This is a genomic window from Mesorhizobium sp. M0037 (genome assembly GCF_040323635.1).
Taxonomy (GTDB): Bacteria; Pseudomonadota; Alphaproteobacteria; order Rhizobiales; family Rhizobiaceae; genus Mesorhizobium.
The window spans coordinates 146,829-167,634 of the sequence record NZ_JAMYVB010000014.1 but is presented as its reverse complement, the minus strand read 5'-3'; the positions used below and the strand labels follow the sequence as shown (position 1 = coordinate 167,634).

The window sequence follows — 20,806 nt, the reverse complement described above, 5'->3', positions numbered from 1 at the left end:
ACAGTCGCGGAGAAGAGCCATGACGCCGATAGAACTCTACACCTGCCAGACACCCAACGGGCACAAGGCCTCGATCATGCTGGAAGAGGTCGGCCTGCCCTACTCGGTCCGCTTAGTCGACATCGAAAGGGGCGACCAGACCAAGCCTGATTTCCTGGCGCTCAATCCCAACAACAAGATCCCGGTGATCGTCGACCGGGACGCCGGCCGCACGGTCTTCGAATCCGGCGCCATCCTACACTACCTGGCGCGACGGTCGGGCAAGCTTCAGCCGGTGGGCGCGCAGGAGGCGGACGACACGCTGACCTGGACCTTGTTCCAGGCGGCCCATGTCGGCCCGACGCTTGGCCAATTGTGGAATTACAAAATCTTCGCGCCGGAAAAAATCCCTTACGTGATCGAGCGTTTTGAGCGCGAAACCGGACGTGTCTTCCGCGTTCTCGATAGCCGGCTCAAGAACCATGAGCACATCGTCGGCAAAAGCTACGGCATCGCCGATGTGATGACATGGCCATGGATCAACGCGGCCGTCACCAGGCTCGGCCTCAGCCTCGATGACGCGCCAGACCTGGCGCGTTGGTATGCCGCCATAGGCCGACGCTCCGCAGTTGTCAGAGGCATTGCCGTTCCCGCCCTGCCCGAAGCATCGGCTGCCGCTTAGATCATGATGAGATTTGGTTGAAATCTCATCATGATCTAACCCTTTGTTGGAGCATGATCTTTTCCAAAAACCGGCACCCACTTTTTGGGGTCATGCCCTAGCCGCCGCACCCCGCATTCAAGGAATACGATCGTGGAAATCCTCTTCATCCCTCTGGCGCTTGTCGCCGGTGGCCTGCTCGCAGTGCAGGCTGGCGCCAACGCCCAACTTTCAAAGGCGGTCGGCTCACCCTTTGCCGCGACCACGCTTCAGCTCGCGGTCGGCGCCATCGTGCTGTTGTCGATCACGGCCCTCACCGGAACGACACCGGCTCTGCTTGCCGTTCGGCAAGCCGAATGGTGGCATGCGATCGGCGGCATGGCTTCGGCCTTCTACGTCGTTTCGACCATTCTTCTGTTCCCTCGCCTTGGCGCCGTCGTGTCCGTCGGGCTCTTCATCGCTGGGCAGATGCTTGCATCCTTCGCCCTCGACACGTTCGGCTGGCTCGGGATCCCCGAAGCCGGACTGCGAGCCGGGCCTGCCTTCGGCATGCTCGTCTTGCTTGCCGGGGCTGCCCTCATCGTTCTGGGACAGAAGGGCGCGGCCGACAATACCGCATCCTCAAGACCAGGGTGGATCGGACTGGCGCTGCTGGCAGGCGCCGTGCTTCCGGTGCAAGGCGCTGTAAACGCCTTGCTTCGGCACGACCTTGGCGGCGCGCCGTTTGCGGTCGGCACCATCTCGTTCCTGGTGGCGATGCTGGCCATGGCCGCGGTGCTTCTGATCGCGCTTGCCCTGACGAAGACGCCCCGCCCTCGCCTCGCCGGCCTGTCGTCGATGCCCTGGTGGGGCTGGCTCGGAGGTTTTGCCGGCGCCACCTATGTCACGACCGTGTTCACCGCCATCCCCGTCATCGGAGCGGCAGCTGCCGTCAGCCTGACGGTGGCCGGCCAGCAGGTCGCCGGCATCTTCGTCGACACCTTCGGCTGGTTCCGCCTGCCGCAGCGGCTTGTCTCCGGCATGCGGCTCGCCGGCGTCGTGCTGCTTTTGGCCGGCTGCATCATCATCAAGGCGCTTTGATCCCGCTGGAACAAGGCAAGCCGAATCAAACCAGCCCCTGCCCTCCCTGATTTGGGGGGTCAGGTGTCGCTCCGGCGTCACCAACGAAGCAAGGTCCGGGCGCCGCAGAAGCAATTTTTCGCTCCTTCCACAACCGGCTCTAGAATTTCGATCGCAAATCACGCATGATGCACTTGGTATTTTCCCGGGACGGCTTCGCGCCCCCTGAAATACCGGGAGGAACGGGACATGCCCATAGTGGTTGTACTCGTTTTGATCGTCGTGGGCTCGGTGTTGTTCCACTTCCTGAGCCCATGGTGGTGGACTCCGATTGCCTCGAATTGGGACTATATCGACAACACCATCATCATCACCTTTTGGATCACCGGCGTCGTCTTCGCCGCGGTCGTCCTATTCATGGCCTATTGCGTTTTCCGCTTCCGTCACCGCGAAGGCAACCAGGCGGCCTACGAACCGGAGAACAAGCGGCTCGAATGGTGGCTGACGATCGTCACCGGAGTGGGTGTTACCGCCATGCTGGTTCCCGGCCTGTTTGTCTGGAGCCGGTTCGTCAACGTTCCAAGCGACGCAACCGTGGTCGAAGTCGTCGGCCAGCAATGGCAGTGGAGCTTCCGCCTGCCCGGCAAGGACGGCAAACTCGGCACATCCGACACCCGCGACGTCACCGCTGAAAATCCGCTGGGCGTGATCGCCAAGGATCCCAGCGGCCAGGACGACGTCGTGGTCGAAGCGGCCGACCTGCATCTGCCGGTCGGCAAGCCGGTCAAGATGCTGCTGCGCTCGATCGATGTGTTGCACGATTTCTACGTTCCGGAATTCCGCGCCAAGATGGACATGATACCGGGCTCGGTCACCTATTTCTGGTTCACCCCCACCAAGACCGGAACGTTCCAGGTTTTGTGCGCCGAACTGTGCGGCCAGGGGCATCCGATGATGCATGGCATCGTCATGGTCGATACCGAGCAGGACTATGTGGCCTGGCTCGACCAGCAGCAGACGTTCGCGCAATTGTCGGCGCCGCAGCAGACGGGCTCGGTGGAACAGGCGCCGGGCAACGCGACGGCGTCAGCTCTAGAAGTTGCGGCAAAACTCGAAACTGTCGGGTCCCGCTGAAGGGCACGGAGGTGCTCCGCCTATGGTCGATATCACGCCTGCAGATGCCGTCCCGCCCGCCGAAGTCGCGGAAATGGAGCTTTACCATCCGCACAGCTGGTGGACGAAGTATGTCTTCTCGCAGGACGCCAAGGTCATCGCCATCCAGTATTCGGCGACCGCAACGGCCATCGGCCTGGTCGCGCTGGTGCTGTCCTGGCTGATGCGGCTGCAGCTCGGCTTCCCCGGCACGTTCGATTTCATCACCCCCGAGGCCTACTACCAGTTCATCACCATGCACGGCATGATCATGGTGATCTATCTGCTCACGGCACTCTTCCTCGGCGGCTTCGGCAACTACCTGATCCCGCTGATGGTCGGCGCCCGCGACATGGTCTTTCCCTATGTCAACATGCTGAGCTACTGGATCTACCTCCTTGCCGTGCTGGTGCTGGTGTCGAGCTTCTTTGCGCCCGGCGGACCGACCGGCGCCGGCTGGACGCTCTATCCGCCGCAAGCCATCATGACCGGCACACCTGGTGGCCAGGAATGGGGCATCATCCTGATGCTCGTCTCGCTGATCCTTTTCATCATCGGCTTCACCATGGGCGGTCTGAACTATGTCGTGACGGTGCTGCAGGCCCGCACGCGCGGCATGACGATGATGCGCCTGCCGCTGACCGTCTGGGGCATCTTCACCGCCACCGTCATGGCGCTGCTCGCCTTTCCGGCGCTGTTCGTCGCCTGCGTGATGATGCTGCTTGACCGCGCGCTTGGAACCTCCTTTTTCATGCCCGCAGTCGTCGAGATGGGGGAACAGCTACAGCACAATGGCGGCAGCCCGATCCTGTTCCAGCATCTGTTCTGGTTCTTCGGCCACCCGGAAGTCTACATCGTGGCGCTGCCGGCCTTCGGCATCGTCTCCGATCTGATCAGCACGCATGCGCGCAAGAACATTTTTGGCTACCGAATGATGGTCTGGGCCATCGTTGGCATCGGCGCGCTGAGCTTCGTGGTCTGGGCGCACCACATGTATGTCAGCGGCATGCACCCCTATTTCGGCTTCTTCTTCGCCACCACGACACTGATCATCGCCATCCCGACGGCGATCAAGGTCTACAATTGGGTGCTGACGCTGTGGCGGGGCGACATCCATCTCACCATACCGATGCTGTTTGCCATGGCTTTCATTGTCACCTTCGTCAATGGCGGGTTGACCGGGCTGTTTCTCGGCAACGTCGTCGTCGACGTCCCGCTGTCGGACACGATGTTCGTCGTCGCCCACTTCCATATGGTCATGGGTGTTGCTCCGATCGTCGTCATCTTCGGCGCGATCTACCACTGGTACCCGAAGGTCACCGGCCGGATGCTGAACGAGACGCTCGGCCGGTTCCATTTCTGGGTCACATTTCTCGGCGCCTACCTGATCTTCTTTCCCATGCATTACATCGGCCTGATGGGCGTGCCGCGGCGCTATGCCGAACTGACCGACGTGACGGTCATGACGGAGTCGGCGCATCACCTGAACTCGTTCATCAGCATCATGGCGTTTATCGTCGGCTTCGCCCAGATCGTTTTCCTGTTCAATCTTATCTGGAGCATCCGCCATGGGCGCGAGGCCGGTGGCAATCCATGGCGAGCCACGACACTCGAATGGCAAACGCCGCAGACGCCACCGGCGCATGGCAATTTCGGCAAGGATCTGCCGATCGTCTATCGCTGGGCCTATGACTACAGCGTGCCGGGCGCCAAGGAGGACTTCATTCCGCAAAACATGCCGGGCACGTTCGGTCCCTCCAGGGAGCCGGCATGAGCGTCATCCTGGTCTTCCTTCTCGTGATCGCCGGCTTTGCCGGCTGGTGGCTCTCGCATCAGCGGCTGATGGCGAAACCATGGCTCGAGCAAGGTGTGGCAGGAGATTTTGTCGCCTTCGACCGATCGAGCCTGCCGACCGCCAAGATTGGCCTCGGTGTCTTCCTCGCCGTGGTCGGCTGCCTGTTTGCGCTGTTCACCAGCGCCTACTTCATGCGTATGGCGCTGTCGGACTGGCAGCCGCTGCCCATCCCACGCCTGCTCTGGCTCAACACCGGCATGCTGGTGCTGAGCAGCGTTGCGCTGCAATGCGCCTCGATCGCGGCGCGCAAGCGCCAGATGGACACGGTCAGGCTCGGCCTTGCCGCGGCTGGGCTCACCGCGATCGCCTTCCTCATCGGGCAGCTCATGGCATGGCGGGACCTGACCGCCGATGGCTATTTTCTGGCCTCCAATCCGGCCAACAGTTTTTTCTACCTGATAACCGGGATGCACGGCCTGCATATAGTGGGAGGGCTGGTGGGCCTGGGCAGGACAACCGCCGGCGCCTGGAACGGGGCACGGCCGGAACGGCTTCGCCTCAGCGTCGAATTATGCGCCATGTACTGGCATTTCCTGCTTTTCGTCTGGCTCGCCATCTTCGCTCTTTTAGCCGGCTGGGCCGCGACGTTCATCGATATTTGCCGGCAGTTGCTGACCTAGGAGGTCGAGGAGCATGGCAGAAACGACACTGACGCATACCGGCCAAACGGAGACGCGGCCCGCAGGCTGGCAAGGCATCGCCGCCGACTGGTCCTCGGATCAGCGCGCGTTCAAGAACGTGTCCTGGGGCAAGGCCATGATGTGGATCTTCCTGCTCAGCGACACCTTCATCTTCGGCTGCTTCCTGCTCTCCTACATGACCGCGCGCGTCTCCACACGTGTGCCGTGGCCCAATCCGAGCGAGGTCTTTGCGCTTCGCATCGGCGGTTCGGACATTCCACTGATCCTGATTGCCATCATGACCTTCGTGCTGATATCGAGCAGCGGAACGATGGCCATGGCGGTCAATTTTGGCTATCGCCGCGACCGCCGCAAAACCGCAATCCTCATGCTTCTGACGGCAGCGCTAGGAGCCACCTTCGTCGGCATGCAAGCCTTCGAATGGACCAAGCTGATTACCGAAGGCGTACGGCCGTGGGGCAATCCCTGGGGCGCGGCACAATTCGGTTCGACTTTCTTCATGATCACCGGCTTCCACGGCACGCATGTGACGATCGGCGTGATCTTCCTCATCATCGTGGCGCGAAAGGTCTGGCGTGGAGACTATGACGTCGGACGTCCCGGCTTCTTCACCAGCCGCAGGGGTCGCTACGAGAACGTCGAAATCATGGGGCTCTACTGGCATTTCGTCGACCTGGTCTGGGTGTTCATTTTCGCATTCTTCTATCTTTGGTGAGAGGCTGACATGGCTGAAGCAACCGCAAACGGCCTCGGGCAACACGCGCTGCACTCTGATCATGCGCATGAAGGGCCACCGACCGGCGTCGCGGAGGTTCATCAGGAACATCCGATCAAGCTCTATCTGGTGGTCTGGGCATGGCTGTTCATCCTCAGCGCCTGCTCCTACATGGTCGATTATCTCGGCATCCACGGCTATCTCAGATGGTCTCTGATCCTGATCTTCATGATCCTCAAGGCCGGGCTGATCGTCGCCGTGTTCATGCACATGGCCTGGGAGCGGCTGGCGCTGACCTATGCGATCATCCTGCCGCCACTTCTGATATTGGTGTTCGTGGCGATGATGCTCTTCGAAGCGGACTACACGCTTCTCACCCGGTTGTCCTTCTTCGGACCGGGGCCCTGACGCACAGTCTTCATCTCCGGTCAAAGACCGGAGATGAAGCTTCCCATCAGTTGATCTGCGGGGTCAGAGGCCGACCGTCCTCGCGGACGATGGCGGCTCCACAACCTTGCGGTAGACATGCCAGGTGGCGTGGCCCAGGATCGGCAGCACGACCGCCAGCCCGGCAAACACCGGCAGCGAGCCGATGATCAAGGCGACGGCGACAATCAGTCCCCAGACAGCCATGGGGATCGGGTTCGCCAGCACAACTCGCACCGAGGTGTGGATGGCTTCGTAGGCGCCGACGTCGCGGTCGAGCAACAATGGGAAGGCGACGACCGTCGTGCACAACACCACCACGGCGAAGACGAAGCCGATGGCGTGCCCCAGGACAATCAGAGACCAGCCGCGTCCGGTGGCAAATATTTCATTGATGAAGCCCGAAATCGATGCAGGCGGAGCCGGGCCGAAGAGATATTCGTAGAACACCTGCGCCGCCAAAAGCCAGGCGATGAAGATTGCAACCAGCATGATCCCGACTGCGGCGATGGCTGGCAGGGCCGGAGAATTCCTGACCTCGAACGCGTGCGTCCAGGAGGTGTCGAGCCCGGCTTCTCGTCTGCGGCTGATCTCGTAAAGGCCGATCGCCGCGAATGGACCGATAAGCGCAAAGCCGGACACCAGCGGAAACAACATCGGCAACGCATTGGCGCCCGAAGTCCAGGCAGCGAGCACCACGCCGACAAGCGGATAGATCAGGCAGAGAAAGACGATGTGCGACGGTTTGACCATAAAATCGTCAACACCGCGCTTGAGCGCATCGAAAAGATCGGAAACACTGATTTTTCGGATTTTGGTGTGTTCCAGCGTTTCGCTGGCGCCTGCAATCACGTGAAAACTTGTCATGCCCGTTCCTCCAGACCAGGTCCGGCAAGGTCGCGGTTTCACGGTGCTGCCGTTCTGCATGACTGGCCACGCGAACCGCGACCTGCACCGCAATCAATATACTCCATTGACTGGAGCTTGTCGCCCGTTCTTACAAAAGGCTCCCGGAAGGCGAGGTTTCCGAACACAGCGTCATGCCGTCACCCTCCGGCTGACATGAACGCGCGTATCGCTATGGTGTCGGCAAGCAGCACGGCAAAGATCGCGAAAAGATAGAAGATCGAATAGGCAAACAGCGCCTTGGCCGGCTTCATCTCCTTGTCGAGGATGACCAGGGCGTTCCAGGCATGCCAGATGAAACCCGCGCCCAATGCAGCCGAAACAATCCCATAGACCCCGCTCGTAAATCCGAACGCCCAGGGCAGCACTCCGATCGGTGCCAGGAGCAGTGAATAGGCGAAGATCTGCCTTCTGGTCGAGGCCTGGCCGGCCACGTTCGGCATCATCGGGATGCCGGCAGCGGCATAGTCGCCGGCCTTGAACAGTGCGAGCGCCCAGAAATGCGGCGGCGTCCACAGGAAAATGATCAGGAACAGGATGAGGCTTTCAATGCCGATGGCGCCGGTGGCCGCCGCCCAGCCGATCATCGGAGGAAGGGCACCCGCCGCGCCGCCGATGACGATGTTCTGCGGTGTCGAGCGCTTCAGCCACATCGTATAGATGACGACGTAGAAAAAGATGGTGAAGGCCAGCAGTGACGCGGCAAGCCAGCCCACCAGCACGCCGAGCGTCATGACCGAAAGTGCGGAAAGCACCAGGCCGAAGCCGAGCGCTTCGCCGGCCGTGACGCGGCCCGACGGAACTGGCCGCTTTGACGTGCGCGACATCAGCGCGTCGATGTCGGCGTCGTACCACATGTTGAGCGCGCCGGCCGCTCCCGCTCCAACCGCAATCGCACCTATGGCGATCACGGCGATGACCGGGTTCATCGCGCCGGGCGCCACCATCAGACCGACGAAGGCGGTAAAGACGGCAAGGGCCATGACCCGAGGCTTCAAGAGCGCAAAGAAATCACTGGCCGTCGCTTCCGAGAGGCGGACGCCGGTATCCTTAAGGCTTTCCTTGACCGACATTTGAGACGACCATCGATGGAAACCGGGCAGCCTAGAGCAATTCCAGAAAGAGCGTATGCGGTTTTCCGTCCGGAATTGCGTAAGAACAAAGAGATCGAGCGGATCGCCGTTTCCGTGAGACGGTGAAACGCTCTGGCCGGCCGACGAGCCAGGTTACGGGGAAAATTGCTTCAGATAGGCGATGACGTTGGCGACGTCCTCGTCCTTCTTGAGACCGGGAAACGCCATCTTCGTCCCTTTGACCATTGCCTTGGGGTCGTGAAGATACGTCGTCAGTGTCGGTTCATCCCATTTGACGCCGGATGTGCCGGCCGCGATCATGGCTTCGGAATATTTGAAATCCGGATGCGTGCCGGCCGTCCGGCCGATAACGCCATGCAACGAAGGGCCTATCTTGTTGGTATCTTGGTCTGCGACGTGGCAGACCTTGCATTTGGTGAAGACCTTCTCGCCCGCCGCGGCGTCCTGTGCCCGCGATGGATTGGCGATGAAAGTTGCAACGGAAACGACGGCGAAAAACGCAACCAAGCGCATGGCATTCCTCCCTGATCGTCAAATTTGCCTGAGACGGTCTGCACATGCCGGTAGCACCAGCATGCGCCCTGCACGGCAGAATAGATTCTCCGCTTCTCCCCAGTGGAATTGCGCCACCTGTGTACCACAGAATATCGCCGGCAGGTAGAACAGGTCGACCGTACAAAGGTTCAGGTCGTCTGCAGTGGCTCAAGAGACCGCCACAACGAAAAAGGCCGCCTCGAGGGCGGCCTTTTCTGATCTTGTCGTCAGGCGCTTATTCGGCGTCCTTGGCGGCCTTCTTCTTCGGGGCTGCCTTCTTCTTCGGCTCTTCCGCGTCGTCGGCCTTTTCAGCCTTGTCGGCCTTCTTGGCAGCGGCCTTCTTCGCCGGCTTGGCCTTGGCTGTATCCTCTTCGTCGTCAGCCATCAGCTCTTCCTTGCTGACCTTGACGTCGGTGACCGAGATCTGGCTGAGCAGATGGTCGACGACCTTCTCCTCGAACATCGGCGCGCGCAGCGTGTTCAGGGCTTCCGGATTGCTGCGATAGAACTCGAAGGCTTCCTGCTGCTGGTTGGCCGGGTAGCGGCGCACCTGCTCGAACAGGCCGCGCTGCAGTTCCTCGTCGGAAACGGTGACGCCGGCCTTCTCGCCGATCTCGGCCAAAACCAGGCCGAGACGCACGCGGCGCTCGGCAAGCCGCAGATATTCGGCGCGTGCCTCTTCTTCCGTCGTCTCCTCGTCGGCGAAGGTACGGCCGGCGGCTTCGAGATCGCGGTTGACCTGGGTCCAGATGTTGTTGAACTCGGCATCGACGAGCTTCGACGGCGCCTCGAACGAATAGGCCGCGTCAAGCTGGTCGAGCAGCTGGCGCTTGACCTTCTGGCGGGTCATCGAACCGAACTGGTTCTCGATCTGGCCGCGCACCACGTCGCGCAGGCGCTCCAGCGATTCCAGGCCGAGGTTCTTGGCCATCTCGTCGTTGATTTCCAGCGCGCCGGGCTTGGACACTTCCTTGACGGTGACGTCGAAGGTGGCTTCCTTGCCGGCCAGATGCGCTGCCTGGTAGTTTTCCGGGAAAGTGACCGTGACCTGCTTCTCGTCGCCGGCCTTGGCGCCGATCAGCTGGTCCTCGAAGCCCGGGATGAATTCCTTGGAACCCAGAACCAGCGGCTGGTCGGTGCCGGCGCCGCCGGAAAAGGCCTCGCCGTCGATCTTCCCGAGATAGTCGATCAAAACGCGGTCGCCTTCGGCGGCCTTGCCGGTCTTCGGCTCGAAGCTGCGCGCCGATTCGGCAACGCGCTGGACCTGCTCGTCGATCTCGCTGTCCGGCACTTCGAATACCTGGCGCGTCACCTTGATGTCGGAGAAATCCTTGATCTCGATCGCCGGGATGACCTCGTAGTTGAGGCGGAATTCGAAGTCGGCGCCGCCGGCCAGGATCTTCTCGGCCTCTTTCTCATCTTCCGTCATGATCACTTCAGGTTGCATGGCGGCCTTTTCGCCGCGCCCCGTGATGATCGAACGGGTCGAATCGTTGAGGATCTCATTGACCACTTCGGCCATGAACGACTTGCCGTAGACCTTGCGCAAATGCTGCACAGGCACCTTGCCGGGACGGAAGCCGTTGATGCGGACCTTGTTCCTGGCGTCGGACAGCCGCGCCATCAGCTTGGCTTCCATATCACCGGCCGGCACGGTGATCTTGATCTCGCGCTTGAGACCGGAGTTGAGCGTTTCGGTGACCTGCATCGTAAAACCTTTATCTTCACCAAAGAGGCTGCCACGGCGTCTTGCCGTTCACAGCCTGCCGGTACAATCTTGCCGGGAATGGCTTTTGGTACGGAACCTGGCGATTTGACCGAAATTACGGCTCAAATTGTTCCAAACTGCGTTCCAAGATGTGAATAAGTTCTTGTTTTTCCTACTTCTTATCACATTCTGCAGAAGCGGATCGGCGCGTCCCGTCACATTTGACACGCCTTTTGTCACAGGCGAGGCCAATTTTCAACCATCTTCGCGTTGCAGCGAATGACCGCCCCAACGGCAGACATTTTCGCCCCGACATTGACAGAATGATGGCTACATGGGATTGCCGACAAATGCGGATGTGGCGGAACTGGTAGACGCCCTGGATTTAGGTTCCAGTGCCGAAAGGCGTGGGGGTTCGAGTCCCTTCATCCGCACCACCCTTCGCTCTATCGAGCTTCGGGTGGCAGGCCACCCAGGAGCTTGATAAAGCGAAGGGTGTCCTCCGAAGCCGTGGCGTAGGAGGACTGGCGGCGACGGCCTACACTTCAAACACTTGACCGGTAAACCACTCCGCCAATTTCGCCAGCTCCGGCCCCAGCACCCGGTCGGCGTCGACCGGCGGCACGATCTTCCTGATATCCGCGACAAAATCCTGCAATGCCGGCGGCGCGGCGCGTTCAGTCACGTACAGGGCCTGCGAGGCGATCATCGCCAGCATCGCCATTGCCGCATCGAGGCAGCGGCCGGCCGTCGCTTCCTTGGTCCAGGCGAAGAATGCGGTGGTGGCGACGTCGTCCTGGCCGGCGCCGGCCGATTCGGTGCCCGGAATGAAGGTGCGCTGCGCCGCGAGTTTGGCCTGTTCGAGATAGCCGGTGATCGCCATCGGCACATAGCCGACATTGCCGTGCCCGTCGCTGTCGGCCCAATGCCGCCCGGTCATCAACAGGTCGGGCAGCAGCGACACCTTGCCGTTCAGCAGCTTTGAGGCGTGGCGGTCGCAGAGCAGGCAGAGATCGGCCCAGATCGCCGCCAGATCGTCGAGCGCCGGCGTCGCCATGGCATTGTGATAGCCGCCGGTCGAGATGCAGCGCCCCAGCGGGTGCGCCGCGTCGGGCGGGATATAGACTGGATTGTCCGAGATCGAGGCCAGCGATACGGTCGCCGCCTGCTCGGCGCCGGCCAGCGCCCGATGCGCATGGCCGAGCACACGCGGCACGATGCGGTAGCTGACCGGCGCCTGATAATTGCGCCGTCCATCCCCTGCGCCGACCAGAAACTGCCGCAACCCTTGCAAGGCGGCCGCTTCGTGTTCGTCGCCCCAGAGCCCGTCGAGCGCTGCATCATAATGCTCGAGCGGCGCACGAAACGCTTCGATCGACAGCGCGAACACCTTGTGCGCCATGGCGAGGCGACGACGCGCGGCAAGTGCTGCGTCCGCCACCAGTGCCGCCGCGCAGGGCGAGCCGTTGATCAGCGAACCGCGCTCCTTCACCTCAAGCTCAAGGCTGGCGGTAAGCGCAGCAAACAGCGGATAGAGCGCCAGGATCTCGCCGGCGCCACCCTGCCCTTGCGACGGCACCACCGGCATCGGGCCGCCGTCGAGCATCGCCGCGACCGCCCGTGCGATGCGCGGCGTGGTCGCGGCATTGCCATCGATAAAGTTGGTCAGCCGCGCCAACACGATCGCCCTTACGACGCGCTCAGGCAATGGCTCACCGAACGATGTGGCGGCAGCAAAAGCCTTGATGCGCGCATGGCGGTCGCGCTCGTCAAGTTCGAGCTTGCGGCTTGCCAGCTCGCCCATCGCGGTGGTGACGCCGTAGATGACCGGCGGCGGATCGGACTCAATGAGTTTCAGGAACGAGGCGCGGCATTCGGCAATGCGTTGCAAGGCCTTGTCGCCGATTTCGACCGTGTCGTTTCTCCAGGCGACGCGCAAAACGGCATCGAGATTGATATCTTCGCGCGTCGTCACCGTAATCGGCATTGTCTTCGCCCGTCTGGTTTGCATGAGGGCGAAGCGATCGATCGTTGCCGAAATCCATGCCCTGGGTAATGTCTTCTAGTAGAGCGGTTCCTCAAACAATGTCTTGTCGCCGTCCATCAGCGCCTTGATCTGTGCCTGGCCACTGGCGGCGAGCGCGATGCGCACGCCGAATGGCCGCACCCGCATGTCGTTCTGGATCGCCATGCCCTGGCCCTCAGGTAGGTAGAAGCGGTCGATGCCGTATTGCGGTGCGATCGTGGATTCAGGATCAAGCGTCCAGCCCGGCGCGACCTGGCCGACAATATCGGCTTCGTCGGCGGTCGCCGGCGTCGGAGCCTTGCCGAACCAGGCCGTGGTCGCATGCCAATAGCCGTCGGCACCCGGCTTCAGCCGGACCACGATCGGCGTGTTCTCGCTCACGAGCTGGCCGGCCGGGATGTTGGCGATCAGCTTCACCGGCAAGCGCGATATTTCATAGCCGAGGATAATATAGTCGCCGCGCAGCAGATCGCGCGGATCGACCGGCTCGACTTTCAGCAAGACCTCCTTGCCGTTGCGCAGGATCGCCGCGCGGCCGGCGATGATCCAGCTCAGGAAGCCGATCTGGACGAGCGCCAGGACCAGCGCCGAGATGACAAGTTTCTTTCCCGACATCATGCTGCCGCTCCTTCCGGGGCCTTCATGCGTTTTTCCACACGGATGATGACGAGAGCCAGGATGCCGAACAGCACTGCGGCAGCCAGGAAGAAGCCGGCCGTGCCGAGCATCGTCTGCAAGGTCACGACATAGATAATGGCGAGCTCGAAGGCAAAGCCGGCATAGGCAACCCAGCGCAGCCCCCTGCTCTCGCGCCCGCCCAGCATGATCGCCGCGGCAATGCCGGCCAGTGCGATGACCGACGCAATGGCAAAGCCGTTGCTGAAGGCGTTGTCATCGCCCAGTTCGATCTGCATCATCGCCAGCCCGGTGAGAAAGCCGATCAAGGCGTGCAAAGGCAACCGCCCGCCGAGCTGCAAGATCCGGTCGGCCGGCCCAGCGGCGAAGATCGAAACCGCAAACAGCAGCGCCGACACCACGACGAGAGGAATAGCCAGGGCGAGCGTGTTCTGGTGCAGGCCGCGCACCGCGATATAGAAAATGACCGAGAGAATGATCAGGTGGCGTGCCGGCTGGCTGCGCGTCCACAACGAGACGACAAAAAGCACCGGCGCCATGATAACGAAGAAATCCGGAAATACGGGGCGGTCATAAAAGTCGAACGCGCGCACGAACAGCCAGGCAACGGATATGCCGACGGCAGCGACCGTCAGCGGGTTCGAGCGCAACGCCACCGCGGCTAATGCCGTGCCGATGCCCCAAGTGACGATGGCCGAGGCTTCGTCACCCGTGAGATGGTACATCTGGCCGATCAGCGCGATCGATCCGCCGAAGGCCGCGGCGGCCACGATCCACAGCGCCTCGCCGATCGCCGCATGGTCGCGCATCTTCAACACCGCGCCGCCGACATAGCCGGCGAGAATGACGGCAAACAGCGCCGCGACCCGCACCAGCCGCGGGATCGCGTCCCAGTTGGCGGCGACGAAGAGCAGGATCGCGGCGCCGAACAGCAGCGCTGCCATCATGGCCAATATAGTGCCGAAGCTCAGCGATTTGCGCTCGTTTGCGTCGATGTCGCACTTAAGCGCATCGGCCGTCTTGGCGTCGATCAGGCCGGCCTGCAGCCACCGCCCGATATCGGCCCTCGCCCGTGACGAATAACTCGCCATGCCGCTTCTCCCCCAGCTTGGTCTTTCTGACAGCCGATCCGCCCAAATCGTTGACGCAACGTCATTTTCCGATTCGGGTTTCTTCATGACGAAGCCGTGAACGCGCGTTGATGGTGCATTGCACAATTTGCATTGCTGCCATGCGCCAACAGCACTTTTAAATCGATATTACCCAGCCTATTTACTGTTCGTACACAAACGGAATGATCCGAAGAAAGACGAAACGAGCACTACCATGAACCTGATCCGCAACTACCGCAACTGGCGCCGCTACCGGGACACCGTCTCCGAGCTGAGCCGCCTGTCGAACCGTGAACTGACCGACCTCGGCATCAGCCGCAGCGACATCCACTACGTCGCCCGCAAGGCGGTCTAATCCTCTTCGGATCGCAAATGATCCGAACCAGTTTTGAAAAAGAGAACGACAATGAACCTGATCCGCAACTATCGTAACTGGCGCGTTTACCGCGACACCGTTACCGAGCTGGGTCGCCTTTCGAACCGTCAGCTCCATGATCTCGGCATCGTCCGCGACGAGATCAAGATCATCGCCCGCAGGGCGACGATCTAACCAGAATTTCGCCAGGGTCGACCTCCTCCCCGACCCTGACGGATACGGTCAGCCTTCACCTCCTCCCGAGGGTTGACCACCAAAACGGCGCCCGCCGCACCTCCTCCCGCGGCGGGCGCTGTTTCCAAAGCGAACGCAGTTCGTCTCCAAAGTGAACGCAGGTCGTCTTCCAGGGATTTCGCCTCCCTCGATCCGGCGAAAAGAATTTCGTCAAAGCCGACCTCCTCCCCGGCAATGGCGAATACGGCCGATCCCCACCTCCTCCCGAGGATCGGCCCCAAAAACGACACCCGCCGCACCTCCTCCCGCGGCGGGTGTTGTTGTTTTTGGGCAGGCTTTTCAATTGCGCATGCAGTCGATCGAGGCGCTTTACGCCGCCATCAGACCGTCGCTGCGGACATAAGAAAGTCGAGCTCCGTCGTTGCACGACAATGACCCACGCTCGCACCGGCCAATTGCAAACGGCGCGCCAAGCGATTATTCCGGCGCTCATGAGCAAAAATCCTATCCACATCGTCGGCGGCGGCCTCGCCGGCTCCGAAGCCGCCTGGCAGGCAGCACAAGCCGGTGTTCCCGTCATTTTGCATGAGATGCGCCCGGTGCGCGGCACCGATGCGCACAAGACCGATGGGCTTGCCGAACTTGTCTGTTCCAATTCCTTCCGCTCCGACGATGCCGAGAACAACGCCGTCGGCCTGCTGCATGCCGAACTGCGGCTGGCCGGCTCGCTGATCATGAGTGCCGGCGACGCCAACCAGGTGCCGGCAGGCGGCGCGCTGGCCGTGGATCGCGACGGTTTCTCCGACGCGGTGACGAAAAAGCTTGAAGCGCACCCGCTGATCACCATCGAGCGCGAGGAAGTGCCGGGCCTGCCGCCGGCGGAGTGGGACCAGGCGATCATCGCCACGGGACCGCTGACCGCGCCGTCGCTCGCCCAGTCGATCGTCGAGGCAACCGGCGCCGATGCGCTGGCCTTCTTCGACGCGATTGCCCCGATCATCCATTTCGACACGATCGACATGGACATTTGCTGGTTCCAGTCGCGCTACGACAAGGTTGGGCCCGGCGGCACCGGCAAGGACTACATCAACTGCCCGATGGACAAGGACCAGTATCTCGCCTTCGTACAGGCGCTGGTCGACGGCCAGAAGACCGAATTCAAGCAGTGGGAAGGCACGCCCTATTTCGACGGCTGCCTGCCGATCGAAATCATGGCCGAGCGCGGCGTCGAGACGCTGCGCTACGGGCCGATGAAGCCGATGGGGCTGACCAATGCCCACAATCCGACGGTAAAAGCCTATGCCGTGGTGCAGCTGCGCCAGGACAATGCGCTGGGCACGCTCTACAACATGGTCGGTTTCCAGACCAAGCTGAAGCATGCCGAGCAGGTGCGCGTCTTCCGCACCATTCCGGGCCTGGAAAACGCCGAGTTCGCCCGTCTTGGCGGCCTGCACCGCAACACCTACATCAATTCGCCGACCTTGCTCGACGCCTCGCTGCAGCTGAAGTCGCGGCCGGGCCTGCGCTTTGCCGGCCAGATCACCGGCTGCGAGGGCTATGTCGAGAGCGCGGCGATCGGCCTGCTCGCCGGCCGCTTCGCCGCCGCCGAGCGGCTCGGCCACGCGCCATCGCTGCCACCGCTCACCACCGCCTTCGGCGCCTTGCTCAACCACATCACCGGCGGCCACATCGTTTCCGACGACGAGCCGGGCAAACGCTCGTTCCAGCCGATGAACGTCAATTTCGGCCTGTTCCCGCCGGTGGAAGCACCGAAGACCGAAGGCAAACGCCTGCGCGGCAAGGACAAGACGGTGGCCAAGCGCCACGCGATCACCTCACGCGCGCGGGCAGATTGTCGGGAGTGGCTAGGGCTGCCGGCGCAAACATCGGAAGCTGCTGAATAGCCAAGTCTCAGAGTCCTAACGCGATTGACGTTTACGTCAACTCGCTGGCCAACCCCGCGTTGCGCGCCTGAGCAACAGCCAATGCCGGCGCAGAGCCGAAAGCCGGGCTGCGCCACCAAGCGGCGAGCGGCCATTGGCCATCTTGCCGAGATAGGCGCTGGTCAGCGCCAGCGGCAGGAACGCCGGACGCAGCGTTTCCGGAAGTGCGGACGCCCCTTGCTCGAAAGCGCGGAGATGCTCCTGCGCCAATGCAATCATCGCAGCCACCGCGCGCTGAGCGCCGGGGCCGTCGTCGCCGCCGACGAACTCTTCCGGCGATGAGCCGGCCGCTGCAAGGATATCCGCCGGCACGAAGCATTGCCCGCGTCGGCGATGCAGCGGCAACAGCAGCAACAGGCCGGTCATCGCCTGGGCGCAGCCGGCCCTGCCCGCCAGTTCGGCAAAGCGCGGCGCCTGATTGGGATCGAGCACCATCGCCGCCAGCTGGATCAGCGCGGCCGCCGTCTCGCCGCAATATCCCTCGAGATCGGTGCGCGACGGCATCGGATCGTCATAGAGGTCGAAGATGCGGGCCTCGAGCATGTTGTCGAAGGCAGTTTTGGGCAGGCCATGGGCAGAAATCGTCGCCTTCAGCGCATCGGCGAGCGGGTTGCCTGTGGCTGCGGCTTCAGCAGCGATGACATCGCGCCACCATTGCAGCCTCACTTCGCCCGGCAATGCCTCGTGGATGCGGTCTCGGACAGACGCAATCTCGGCATTGAAGGCGTAAAGCGAAAACAGCGCCGCGCGCTTGTCGGCCGGTGCATAGAGTGCGCTGACATAGCGGTCATGGTCGCCGGCGCGCACCGCCTCCATGACGATGTCAGCTGTATCGGTCACGTCAGTCGACGGCGATCAGCGCCGCGGCCACGGCGCGGTCTTCGGCAAGCAGAACATTGTAGGTCCGCACCGCTGCCCCCGTCGACATCGGGTCGGAGCCAATGCCAGCCGCCTTCAGCGCCGCCCGAAGTGCTGCCGGCAAGGGCCGCAAATCCTTGCCTGTGCCGACCAGCAGGATCTCGACCTTGTCGGCCTCGGCCAGCAGCAGGTCGAAATCCGCCGCCGTCAGGGCCAGCGGATCGGCCGGCTCCCAGCCATGGATGCCGGAGGGCAGGCAAAGAAGCGAGCCGCGATGCGACATGTCGGCGAAGCGGAAGCCGCCATTGCCGTAGGCTTCGATCGGCGCCCGTCCGGGGAAATGCGCCTCGCGGATGACGATACCTTTTGCCACCAGCGCAGCCGTCAGGTCGCCATGGCCTTGCCGCCACCAACCGGCTTCTCCTCATCGGCGCTCGCTCCCTGCGGCCTGAGCCTGAACAGGATCAGCAAGGGCGCTGCGATGAAGATCGACGAATAGGTACCGAAGACGACGCCGAACAGCATCGCCATGGTGAACGAGCGGATCACCTCGCCGCCGAACAGCACCAGGGCCAGCAGCGCCAGGATGGTCGTCACCGAAGTCAGCGTCGTTCTCGACAGAGTCTCGTTGATGGCGTTGTTCAACAATTGCGGGAGCGGCATTCGTTTGTATTTTCGCAAATCTTCTCGAACACGGTCATAGACGACGATCGTGTCGTTGAGCGAATAGCCGATAATGGTCAGGATCGCCGCCAGCGAAGACTGGTTGAATTCGAGCCCGGTGATGACGAAGAAGCCCAGCGTCATCACCACATCGTGTACCGTCGCCACGATCGCGCCGACCGCGAACTGCCATTCGAAGCGGAACCAGACATAGACCAGGATGCCGATCAGCGCGATGATCATGGCGATCGTGCCTTGCTTGGCCAGTTCGCCCGAAACGGTGGGACCCACTACCTCCACGCGGCGGAAATCGTAATTGTCCTGGAGCTCGCCGCGCACCTTGTCGATGACGGTCTGCTCGGCGTTCTCACCGCCATCCTGGGTGCCGACGCGGATCAGCACGTCGTTCGGCGCGCCGAATTGCTGGACCTGCACTTCACCGATGTTTAGCTCCGACAGCCGGCTTCTGATATCGCCAATATCGGCGTCGCCTTGCTTGGACTGCACCTCGATGATCGAGCCGCCCTTGAAGTCGATGCCGTAGTTGATGTCGATGGTCAGGAATCCGATAACCGACGCGATCGACAGCAGGCTGGACAGTGCAAAGGTCCAGCGGCGGATGCCCATGAACGGGATTTTCGTGCCGGCCGGAACGAAGGTCACCGGCGCACGCGGCAATTCCTTCGGACGCGCGCGGCGCAGCCAGATCGACACCAGCAGACGGGTGAAGGTGAAGGCGGTGAACACCGTGGTCAGGATGCCGATGGCATAGGTGATGGCGAAGCCCTTCACCGGTCCGGTGCCGAGATAGAACAGCACGACCGTGGCAATCAGCGACGTCACGTTGGAATCCACGATGGTCGCCAACGCCTTGGTGAAGCCGGTGTCGATCGACTGGATGACCGAACGGCCGGCCCGTCGCTCCTCGCGGATGCGCTCATAGATCAGCACGTTGGAATCGACCGCCATGCCGATGGTCAGCACGATACCGGCAATGCCGGGCAAGGTCAGCGTCGCGCCAAGCAGCGACAAGACCCCGACGATCATCGCCACGTGCACGGCGAGCGCAATGTTGGCGAGGAAGCCGAGAAGTCCGTACGCGACGAACATGAAGGCGACGACGAGAATGGAGCCGATGATGCCGGCGACCTTGCCGGCATGGATCGAATCCTGGCCGAGGCCCGGGCCCACCGTGCGTTCTTCGATCACGGTCAGCTTTGCCGGCAGCGCACCGGCGCGCAGCAGCACGGCGAGGTCGTTGGCGCTTTCGGCGGTGAAATTGCCTGAAATCTGGCCGCTGCCGCCGAGGATCGGTTCGCGGATCACCGGCGCCGAAATCACCTGATTGTCGAGGATGATGGCGAACGGCTTGCCGACATTCTGCTGCGTCGCCTGGCCGAACCGTGTCGCACCGCGCGAGTTGAAGACGAACGAAACCACTGGCTCGTTGTTTCGGGAATCATAAGTTGCGGTGGCCTTGGCAAGATCCTCGCCGGACACGATGACGCGATTTTCCACCAGATACGGAACCGGCGGATCGTCCTGCGAATAAAGCACCGAGGAGCCTGCCGGCGGGCGGCCGTTCAGCGCATCCTGCACCGACATCGAGGTATCGACCATCTGGAAGGTCATCTTGGCGGTCTGGCCAATGATCTCCTTCAGCCTTTGCGGATCCTGCAGGCCCGGCACCTGGACGAGCACACGGTCGTCGCCCTGCCGCTGCACGATCGGCTCGGTGGTGCCGAGTTCGTTGACGCGACGCTCGACGACTTCGATCGACTGCGCCAATGCGGCTGAGGTGCGGTATTTGATGCCGGCGTCGGTGACGGTGAATTTGAGCAGCCCGGCTTCGGAATCATCCAGGGACATTTCCTGGATGGAGCCACCGGTGAACAGGCCGGCGGCGACCGGATCGGTCAGCGGCTTAAGCGCCGCCTTGGCGGCATCGATCTGGGTTGGATCGGTGATGCGCACTTGTACGGTCCTGCCGGTGCCGCCAAGGCCGGTATAGCCCACCTTGGCATCGCGCAGCAGCGTGCGGATCTCGTCTCGCGTCGTTTCCAGCTGCGCCTTGACGAGATCATTCTGGTCCATCTGCAAGAGGATGTGCGAACCGCCCTGCAGATCGAGACCAAGCGTCATCTGCCGCTTCGGCACCCAGTTGGGCAATTGCGCCAATGTGCTGGCCGGGAAGAGATTTGGCGCGGCAAGGATGAATGTGACGGCCACGGCGATCCAGATCAGGATCATCTTCAGGCGCGAAAAATACAGCATATGGCGTTGTCCGT

20 protein-coding genes and 1 tRNA gene are annotated in these 20,806 nt (G+C 62.1%); 11 read left to right on the top strand and 10 right to left on the bottom strand.

Annotation, left to right across the window (positions count from 1 at the left end; translation table 11 throughout):
• Window positions 1–19: 19 nt before the first annotated feature.
• The 7 genes from NKJ78_RS21370 to NKJ78_RS21340 all read left to right on the top strand — a co-directional run bounded on the left by NKJ78_RS21370 (window position 20) and on the right by NKJ78_RS21340 (window position 6,470).
• A complete protein-coding gene (locus NKJ78_RS21370; protein ID WP_031201796.1) occupies window positions 20–661 on the top strand; it encodes a glutathione S-transferase family protein in 642 nt (213 codons plus the stop codon).
• A 132-nt stretch (window positions 662–793) separates the two neighbouring features.
• Window positions 794–1,720, top strand: coding sequence for a DMT family transporter (locus tag NKJ78_RS21365; RefSeq protein WP_023705987.1), 927 nt, complete (start codon window positions 794–796; stop codon window positions 1,718–1,720).
• 228 nt (window positions 1,721–1,948) lie between these two features.
• Window positions 1,949–2,833 carry a cytochrome c oxidase subunit II gene (locus tag NKJ78_RS21360; protein WP_023667661.1) on the top strand — a complete coding sequence of 295 codons (885 nt, stop codon included), beginning with the start codon at window positions 1,949–1,951 and terminating at the stop codon, window positions 2,831–2,833.
• A 22-nt stretch (window positions 2,834–2,855) separates the two neighbouring features.
• Window positions 2,856–4,625 carry a cytochrome c oxidase subunit I gene (gene ctaD / locus NKJ78_RS21355; protein ID WP_023681631.1) on the top strand — a complete coding sequence of 590 codons (1,770 nt, stop codon included), beginning with the start codon at window positions 2,856–2,858 and terminating at the stop codon, window positions 4,623–4,625.
• Window positions 4,622–5,326 (top strand): cytochrome c oxidase subunit 3, encoded by a 705-nt coding sequence (locus NKJ78_RS21350; protein ID WP_023688233.1) that lies wholly within the window; start codon window positions 4,622–4,624, stop codon window positions 5,324–5,326. The genes ctaD and NKJ78_RS21350 overlap by 4 nt, the downstream gene beginning before the upstream one ends.
• Before the next feature lie 13 nt (window positions 5,327–5,339).
• Window positions 5,340–6,062 (top strand): heme-copper oxidase subunit III family protein, encoded by a 723-nt coding sequence (locus NKJ78_RS21345; RefSeq protein ID WP_023667664.1) that lies wholly within the window; start codon window positions 5,340–5,342, stop codon window positions 6,060–6,062.
• Window positions 6,063–6,071: 9 nt separating this feature from the next.
• On the top strand, window positions 6,072–6,470 hold the full coding sequence (locus NKJ78_RS21340) for a cytochrome C oxidase subunit IV family protein (protein WP_023733688.1): 399 nt from the start codon (window positions 6,072–6,074) through the stop codon (window positions 6,468–6,470).
• A 63-nt stretch (window positions 6,471–6,533) separates the two neighbouring features.
• On the opposite strand, the gene NKJ78_RS21335 is transcribed toward NKJ78_RS21340, so the two are convergent.
• From NKJ78_RS21335 to tig, 4 genes are all read right to left on the bottom strand, one after another.
• The gene (locus NKJ78_RS21335) at window positions 6,534–7,355 is read right to left on the bottom strand and encodes a DUF2189 domain-containing protein (RefSeq protein ID WP_023741491.1); all 822 of its coding nucleotides are present in this window, start codon (window positions 7,353–7,355) and stop codon (window positions 6,534–6,536) included.
• 179 nt (window positions 7,356–7,534) lie between these two features.
• A complete protein-coding gene (locus NKJ78_RS21330; RefSeq protein ID WP_023688232.1) occupies window positions 7,535–8,467 on the bottom strand; it encodes a heme o synthase in 933 nt (310 codons plus the stop codon).
• A 153-nt stretch (window positions 8,468–8,620) separates the two neighbouring features.
• On the bottom strand, window positions 8,621–9,001 hold the full coding sequence (locus NKJ78_RS21325; RefSeq protein ID WP_023667668.1) for a c-type cytochrome: 381 nt from the start codon (window positions 8,999–9,001) through the stop codon (window positions 8,621–8,623).
• Between the two features lie 256 nt (window positions 9,002–9,257).
• Entirely contained in the window at window positions 9,258–10,730 is a 1,473-nt protein-coding gene (tig, locus tag NKJ78_RS21320) for a trigger factor (protein WP_352444120.1), read from the bottom strand.
• A gap of 352 nt (window positions 10,731–11,082) precedes the next feature.
• On the opposite strand from tig, the gene NKJ78_RS21315 reads away from it, so the two are divergent.
• A tRNA-Leu gene (locus NKJ78_RS21315) sits at window positions 11,083–11,167 on the top strand.
• Between the two features lie 101 nt (window positions 11,168–11,268).
• Here NKJ78_RS21315 and NKJ78_RS21310 read toward each other — a convergent pair.
• The 3 genes from NKJ78_RS21310 to NKJ78_RS21300 form a co-directional block, all read right to left on the bottom strand.
• On the bottom strand, window positions 11,269–12,717 hold the full coding sequence (locus NKJ78_RS21310; RefSeq protein ID WP_352459106.1) for an aromatic amino acid lyase: 1,449 nt from the start codon (window positions 12,715–12,717) through the stop codon (window positions 11,269–11,271).
• Window positions 12,718–12,792: 75 nt separating this feature from the next.
• The gene (locus tag NKJ78_RS21305) at window positions 12,793–13,374 is read right to left on the bottom strand and encodes a GDYXXLXY domain-containing protein (protein ID WP_023697610.1); all 582 of its coding nucleotides are present in this window, start codon (window positions 13,372–13,374) and stop codon (window positions 12,793–12,795) included.
• Complete coding sequence (locus NKJ78_RS21300; RefSeq protein ID WP_352562626.1) at window positions 13,371–14,483, bottom strand: DUF2157 domain-containing protein; 1,113 nt, start codon at window positions 14,481–14,483, stop codon at window positions 13,371–13,373. Before NKJ78_RS21300 ends, NKJ78_RS21305 begins: the two co-directional genes overlap by 4 nt.
• Window positions 14,484–14,718: 235 nt before the next feature.
• On the opposite strand from NKJ78_RS21300, the gene NKJ78_RS21295 reads away from it, so the two are divergent.
• From NKJ78_RS21295 to trmFO, 3 genes are all read left to right on the top strand, one after another.
• The gene (locus tag NKJ78_RS21295) at window positions 14,719–14,859 is read left to right on the top strand and encodes a DUF1127 domain-containing protein (RefSeq protein WP_006335194.1); all 141 of its coding nucleotides are present in this window, start codon (window positions 14,719–14,721) and stop codon (window positions 14,857–14,859) included.
• Between the two features lie 51 nt (window positions 14,860–14,910).
• The gene (locus NKJ78_RS21290; protein ID WP_023667673.1) at window positions 14,911–15,054 is read left to right on the top strand and encodes a DUF1127 domain-containing protein; all 144 of its coding nucleotides are present in this window, start codon (window positions 14,911–14,913) and stop codon (window positions 15,052–15,054) included.
• A gap of 491 nt (window positions 15,055–15,545) precedes the next feature.
• Entirely contained in the window at window positions 15,546–16,958 is a 1,413-nt protein-coding gene (trmFO, locus tag NKJ78_RS21285) for a methylenetetrahydrofolate--tRNA-(uracil(54)-C(5))-methyltransferase (FADH(2)-oxidizing) TrmFO (protein WP_023739009.1), read from the top strand.
• A 36-nt stretch (window positions 16,959–16,994) separates the two neighbouring features.
• Here trmFO and NKJ78_RS21280 read toward each other — a convergent pair whose 3' ends face one another.
• From NKJ78_RS21280 to secDF, 3 genes are read right to left on the bottom strand one after another with little or no spacing between them, the layout of a single operon-like run.
• Window positions 16,995–17,813, bottom strand: coding sequence for a phytoene/squalene synthase family protein (locus tag NKJ78_RS21280; RefSeq protein ID WP_502901610.1), 819 nt, complete (start codon window positions 17,811–17,813; stop codon window positions 16,995–16,997).
• 25 nt (window positions 17,814–17,838) lie between these two features.
• Window positions 17,839–18,228: an Mth938-like domain-containing protein gene (locus tag NKJ78_RS21275; RefSeq protein WP_023667676.1), complete on the bottom strand. Its 390-nt coding sequence runs from the start codon at window positions 18,226–18,228 to the stop codon at window positions 17,839–17,841.
• Between the two features lie 11 nt (window positions 18,229–18,239).
• Window positions 18,240–20,792 (bottom strand): protein translocase subunit SecDF, encoded by a 2,553-nt coding sequence (secDF, locus tag NKJ78_RS21270; RefSeq protein ID WP_023667677.1) that lies wholly within the window; start codon window positions 20,790–20,792, stop codon window positions 18,240–18,242.
• Window positions 20,793–20,806: the final 14 nt, after the last annotated feature.

What these genes read in the sequence shown, in the direction of transcription:
- NKJ78_RS21370 (WP_031201796.1), top strand. Translation starts at nt 20, where the DNA reads ATGACGCCGATAGAACTCTACACCTGCCAGACACCCAACGGGCACAAG.
- NKJ78_RS21360 (WP_023667661.1), top strand. Translation starts at nt 1,949, where the DNA reads ATGCCCATAGTGGTTGTACTCGTTTTGATCGTCGTGGGCTCGGTGTTG.
- ctaD (WP_023681631.1), top strand. Translation starts at nt 2,856, where the DNA reads ATGGTCGATATCACGCCTGCAGATGCCGTCCCGCCCGCCGAAGTCGCG.
- NKJ78_RS21350 (WP_023688233.1), top strand. Translation starts at nt 4,622, where the DNA reads ATGAGCGTCATCCTGGTCTTCCTTCTCGTGATCGCCGGCTTTGCCGGC.
- NKJ78_RS21345 (WP_023667664.1), top strand. Translation starts at nt 5,340, where the DNA reads ATGGCAGAAACGACACTGACGCATACCGGCCAAACGGAGACGCGGCCC.
- NKJ78_RS21340 (WP_023733688.1), top strand. Translation starts at nt 6,072, where the DNA reads ATGGCTGAAGCAACCGCAAACGGCCTCGGGCAACACGCGCTGCACTCT.
- NKJ78_RS21335 (WP_023741491.1), bottom strand. Translation starts at nt 7,355, where the DNA reads ATGACAAGTTTTCACGTGATTGCAGGCGCCAGCGAAACGCTGGAACAC.
- NKJ78_RS21330 (WP_023688232.1), bottom strand. Translation starts at nt 8,467, where the DNA reads ATGTCGGTCAAGGAAAGCCTTAAGGATACCGGCGTCCGCCTCTCGGAA.
- NKJ78_RS21325 (WP_023667668.1), bottom strand. Translation starts at nt 9,001, where the DNA reads ATGCGCTTGGTTGCGTTTTTCGCCGTCGTTTCCGTTGCAACTTTCATC.
- tig (WP_352444120.1), bottom strand. Translation starts at nt 10,730, where the DNA reads ATGCAGGTCACCGAAACGCTCAACTCCGGTCTCAAGCGCGAGATCAAG.
- NKJ78_RS21310 (WP_352459106.1), bottom strand. Translation starts at nt 12,717, where the DNA reads ATGCCGATTACGGTGACGACGCGCGAAGATATCAATCTCGATGCCGTT.
- NKJ78_RS21305 (WP_023697610.1), bottom strand. Translation starts at nt 13,374, where the DNA reads ATGATGTCGGGAAAGAAACTTGTCATCTCGGCGCTGGTCCTGGCGCTC.
- NKJ78_RS21300 (WP_352562626.1), bottom strand. Translation starts at nt 14,483, where the DNA reads ATGGCGAGTTATTCGTCACGGGCGAGGGCCGATATCGGGCGGTGGCTG.
- NKJ78_RS21295 (WP_006335194.1), top strand. Translation starts at nt 14,719, where the DNA reads ATGAACCTGATCCGCAACTACCGCAACTGGCGCCGCTACCGGGACACC.
- NKJ78_RS21290 (WP_023667673.1), top strand. Translation starts at nt 14,911, where the DNA reads ATGAACCTGATCCGCAACTATCGTAACTGGCGCGTTTACCGCGACACC.
- trmFO (WP_023739009.1), top strand. Translation starts at nt 15,546, where the DNA reads ATGAGCAAAAATCCTATCCACATCGTCGGCGGCGGCCTCGCCGGCTCC.
- NKJ78_RS21280 (WP_502901610.1), bottom strand. Translation starts at nt 17,813, where the DNA reads ATGGAGGCGGTGCGCGCCGGCGACCATGACCGCTATGTCAGCGCACTC.
- secDF (WP_023667677.1), bottom strand. Translation starts at nt 20,792, where the DNA reads ATGCTGTATTTTTCGCGCCTGAAGATGATCCTGATCTGGATCGCCGTG.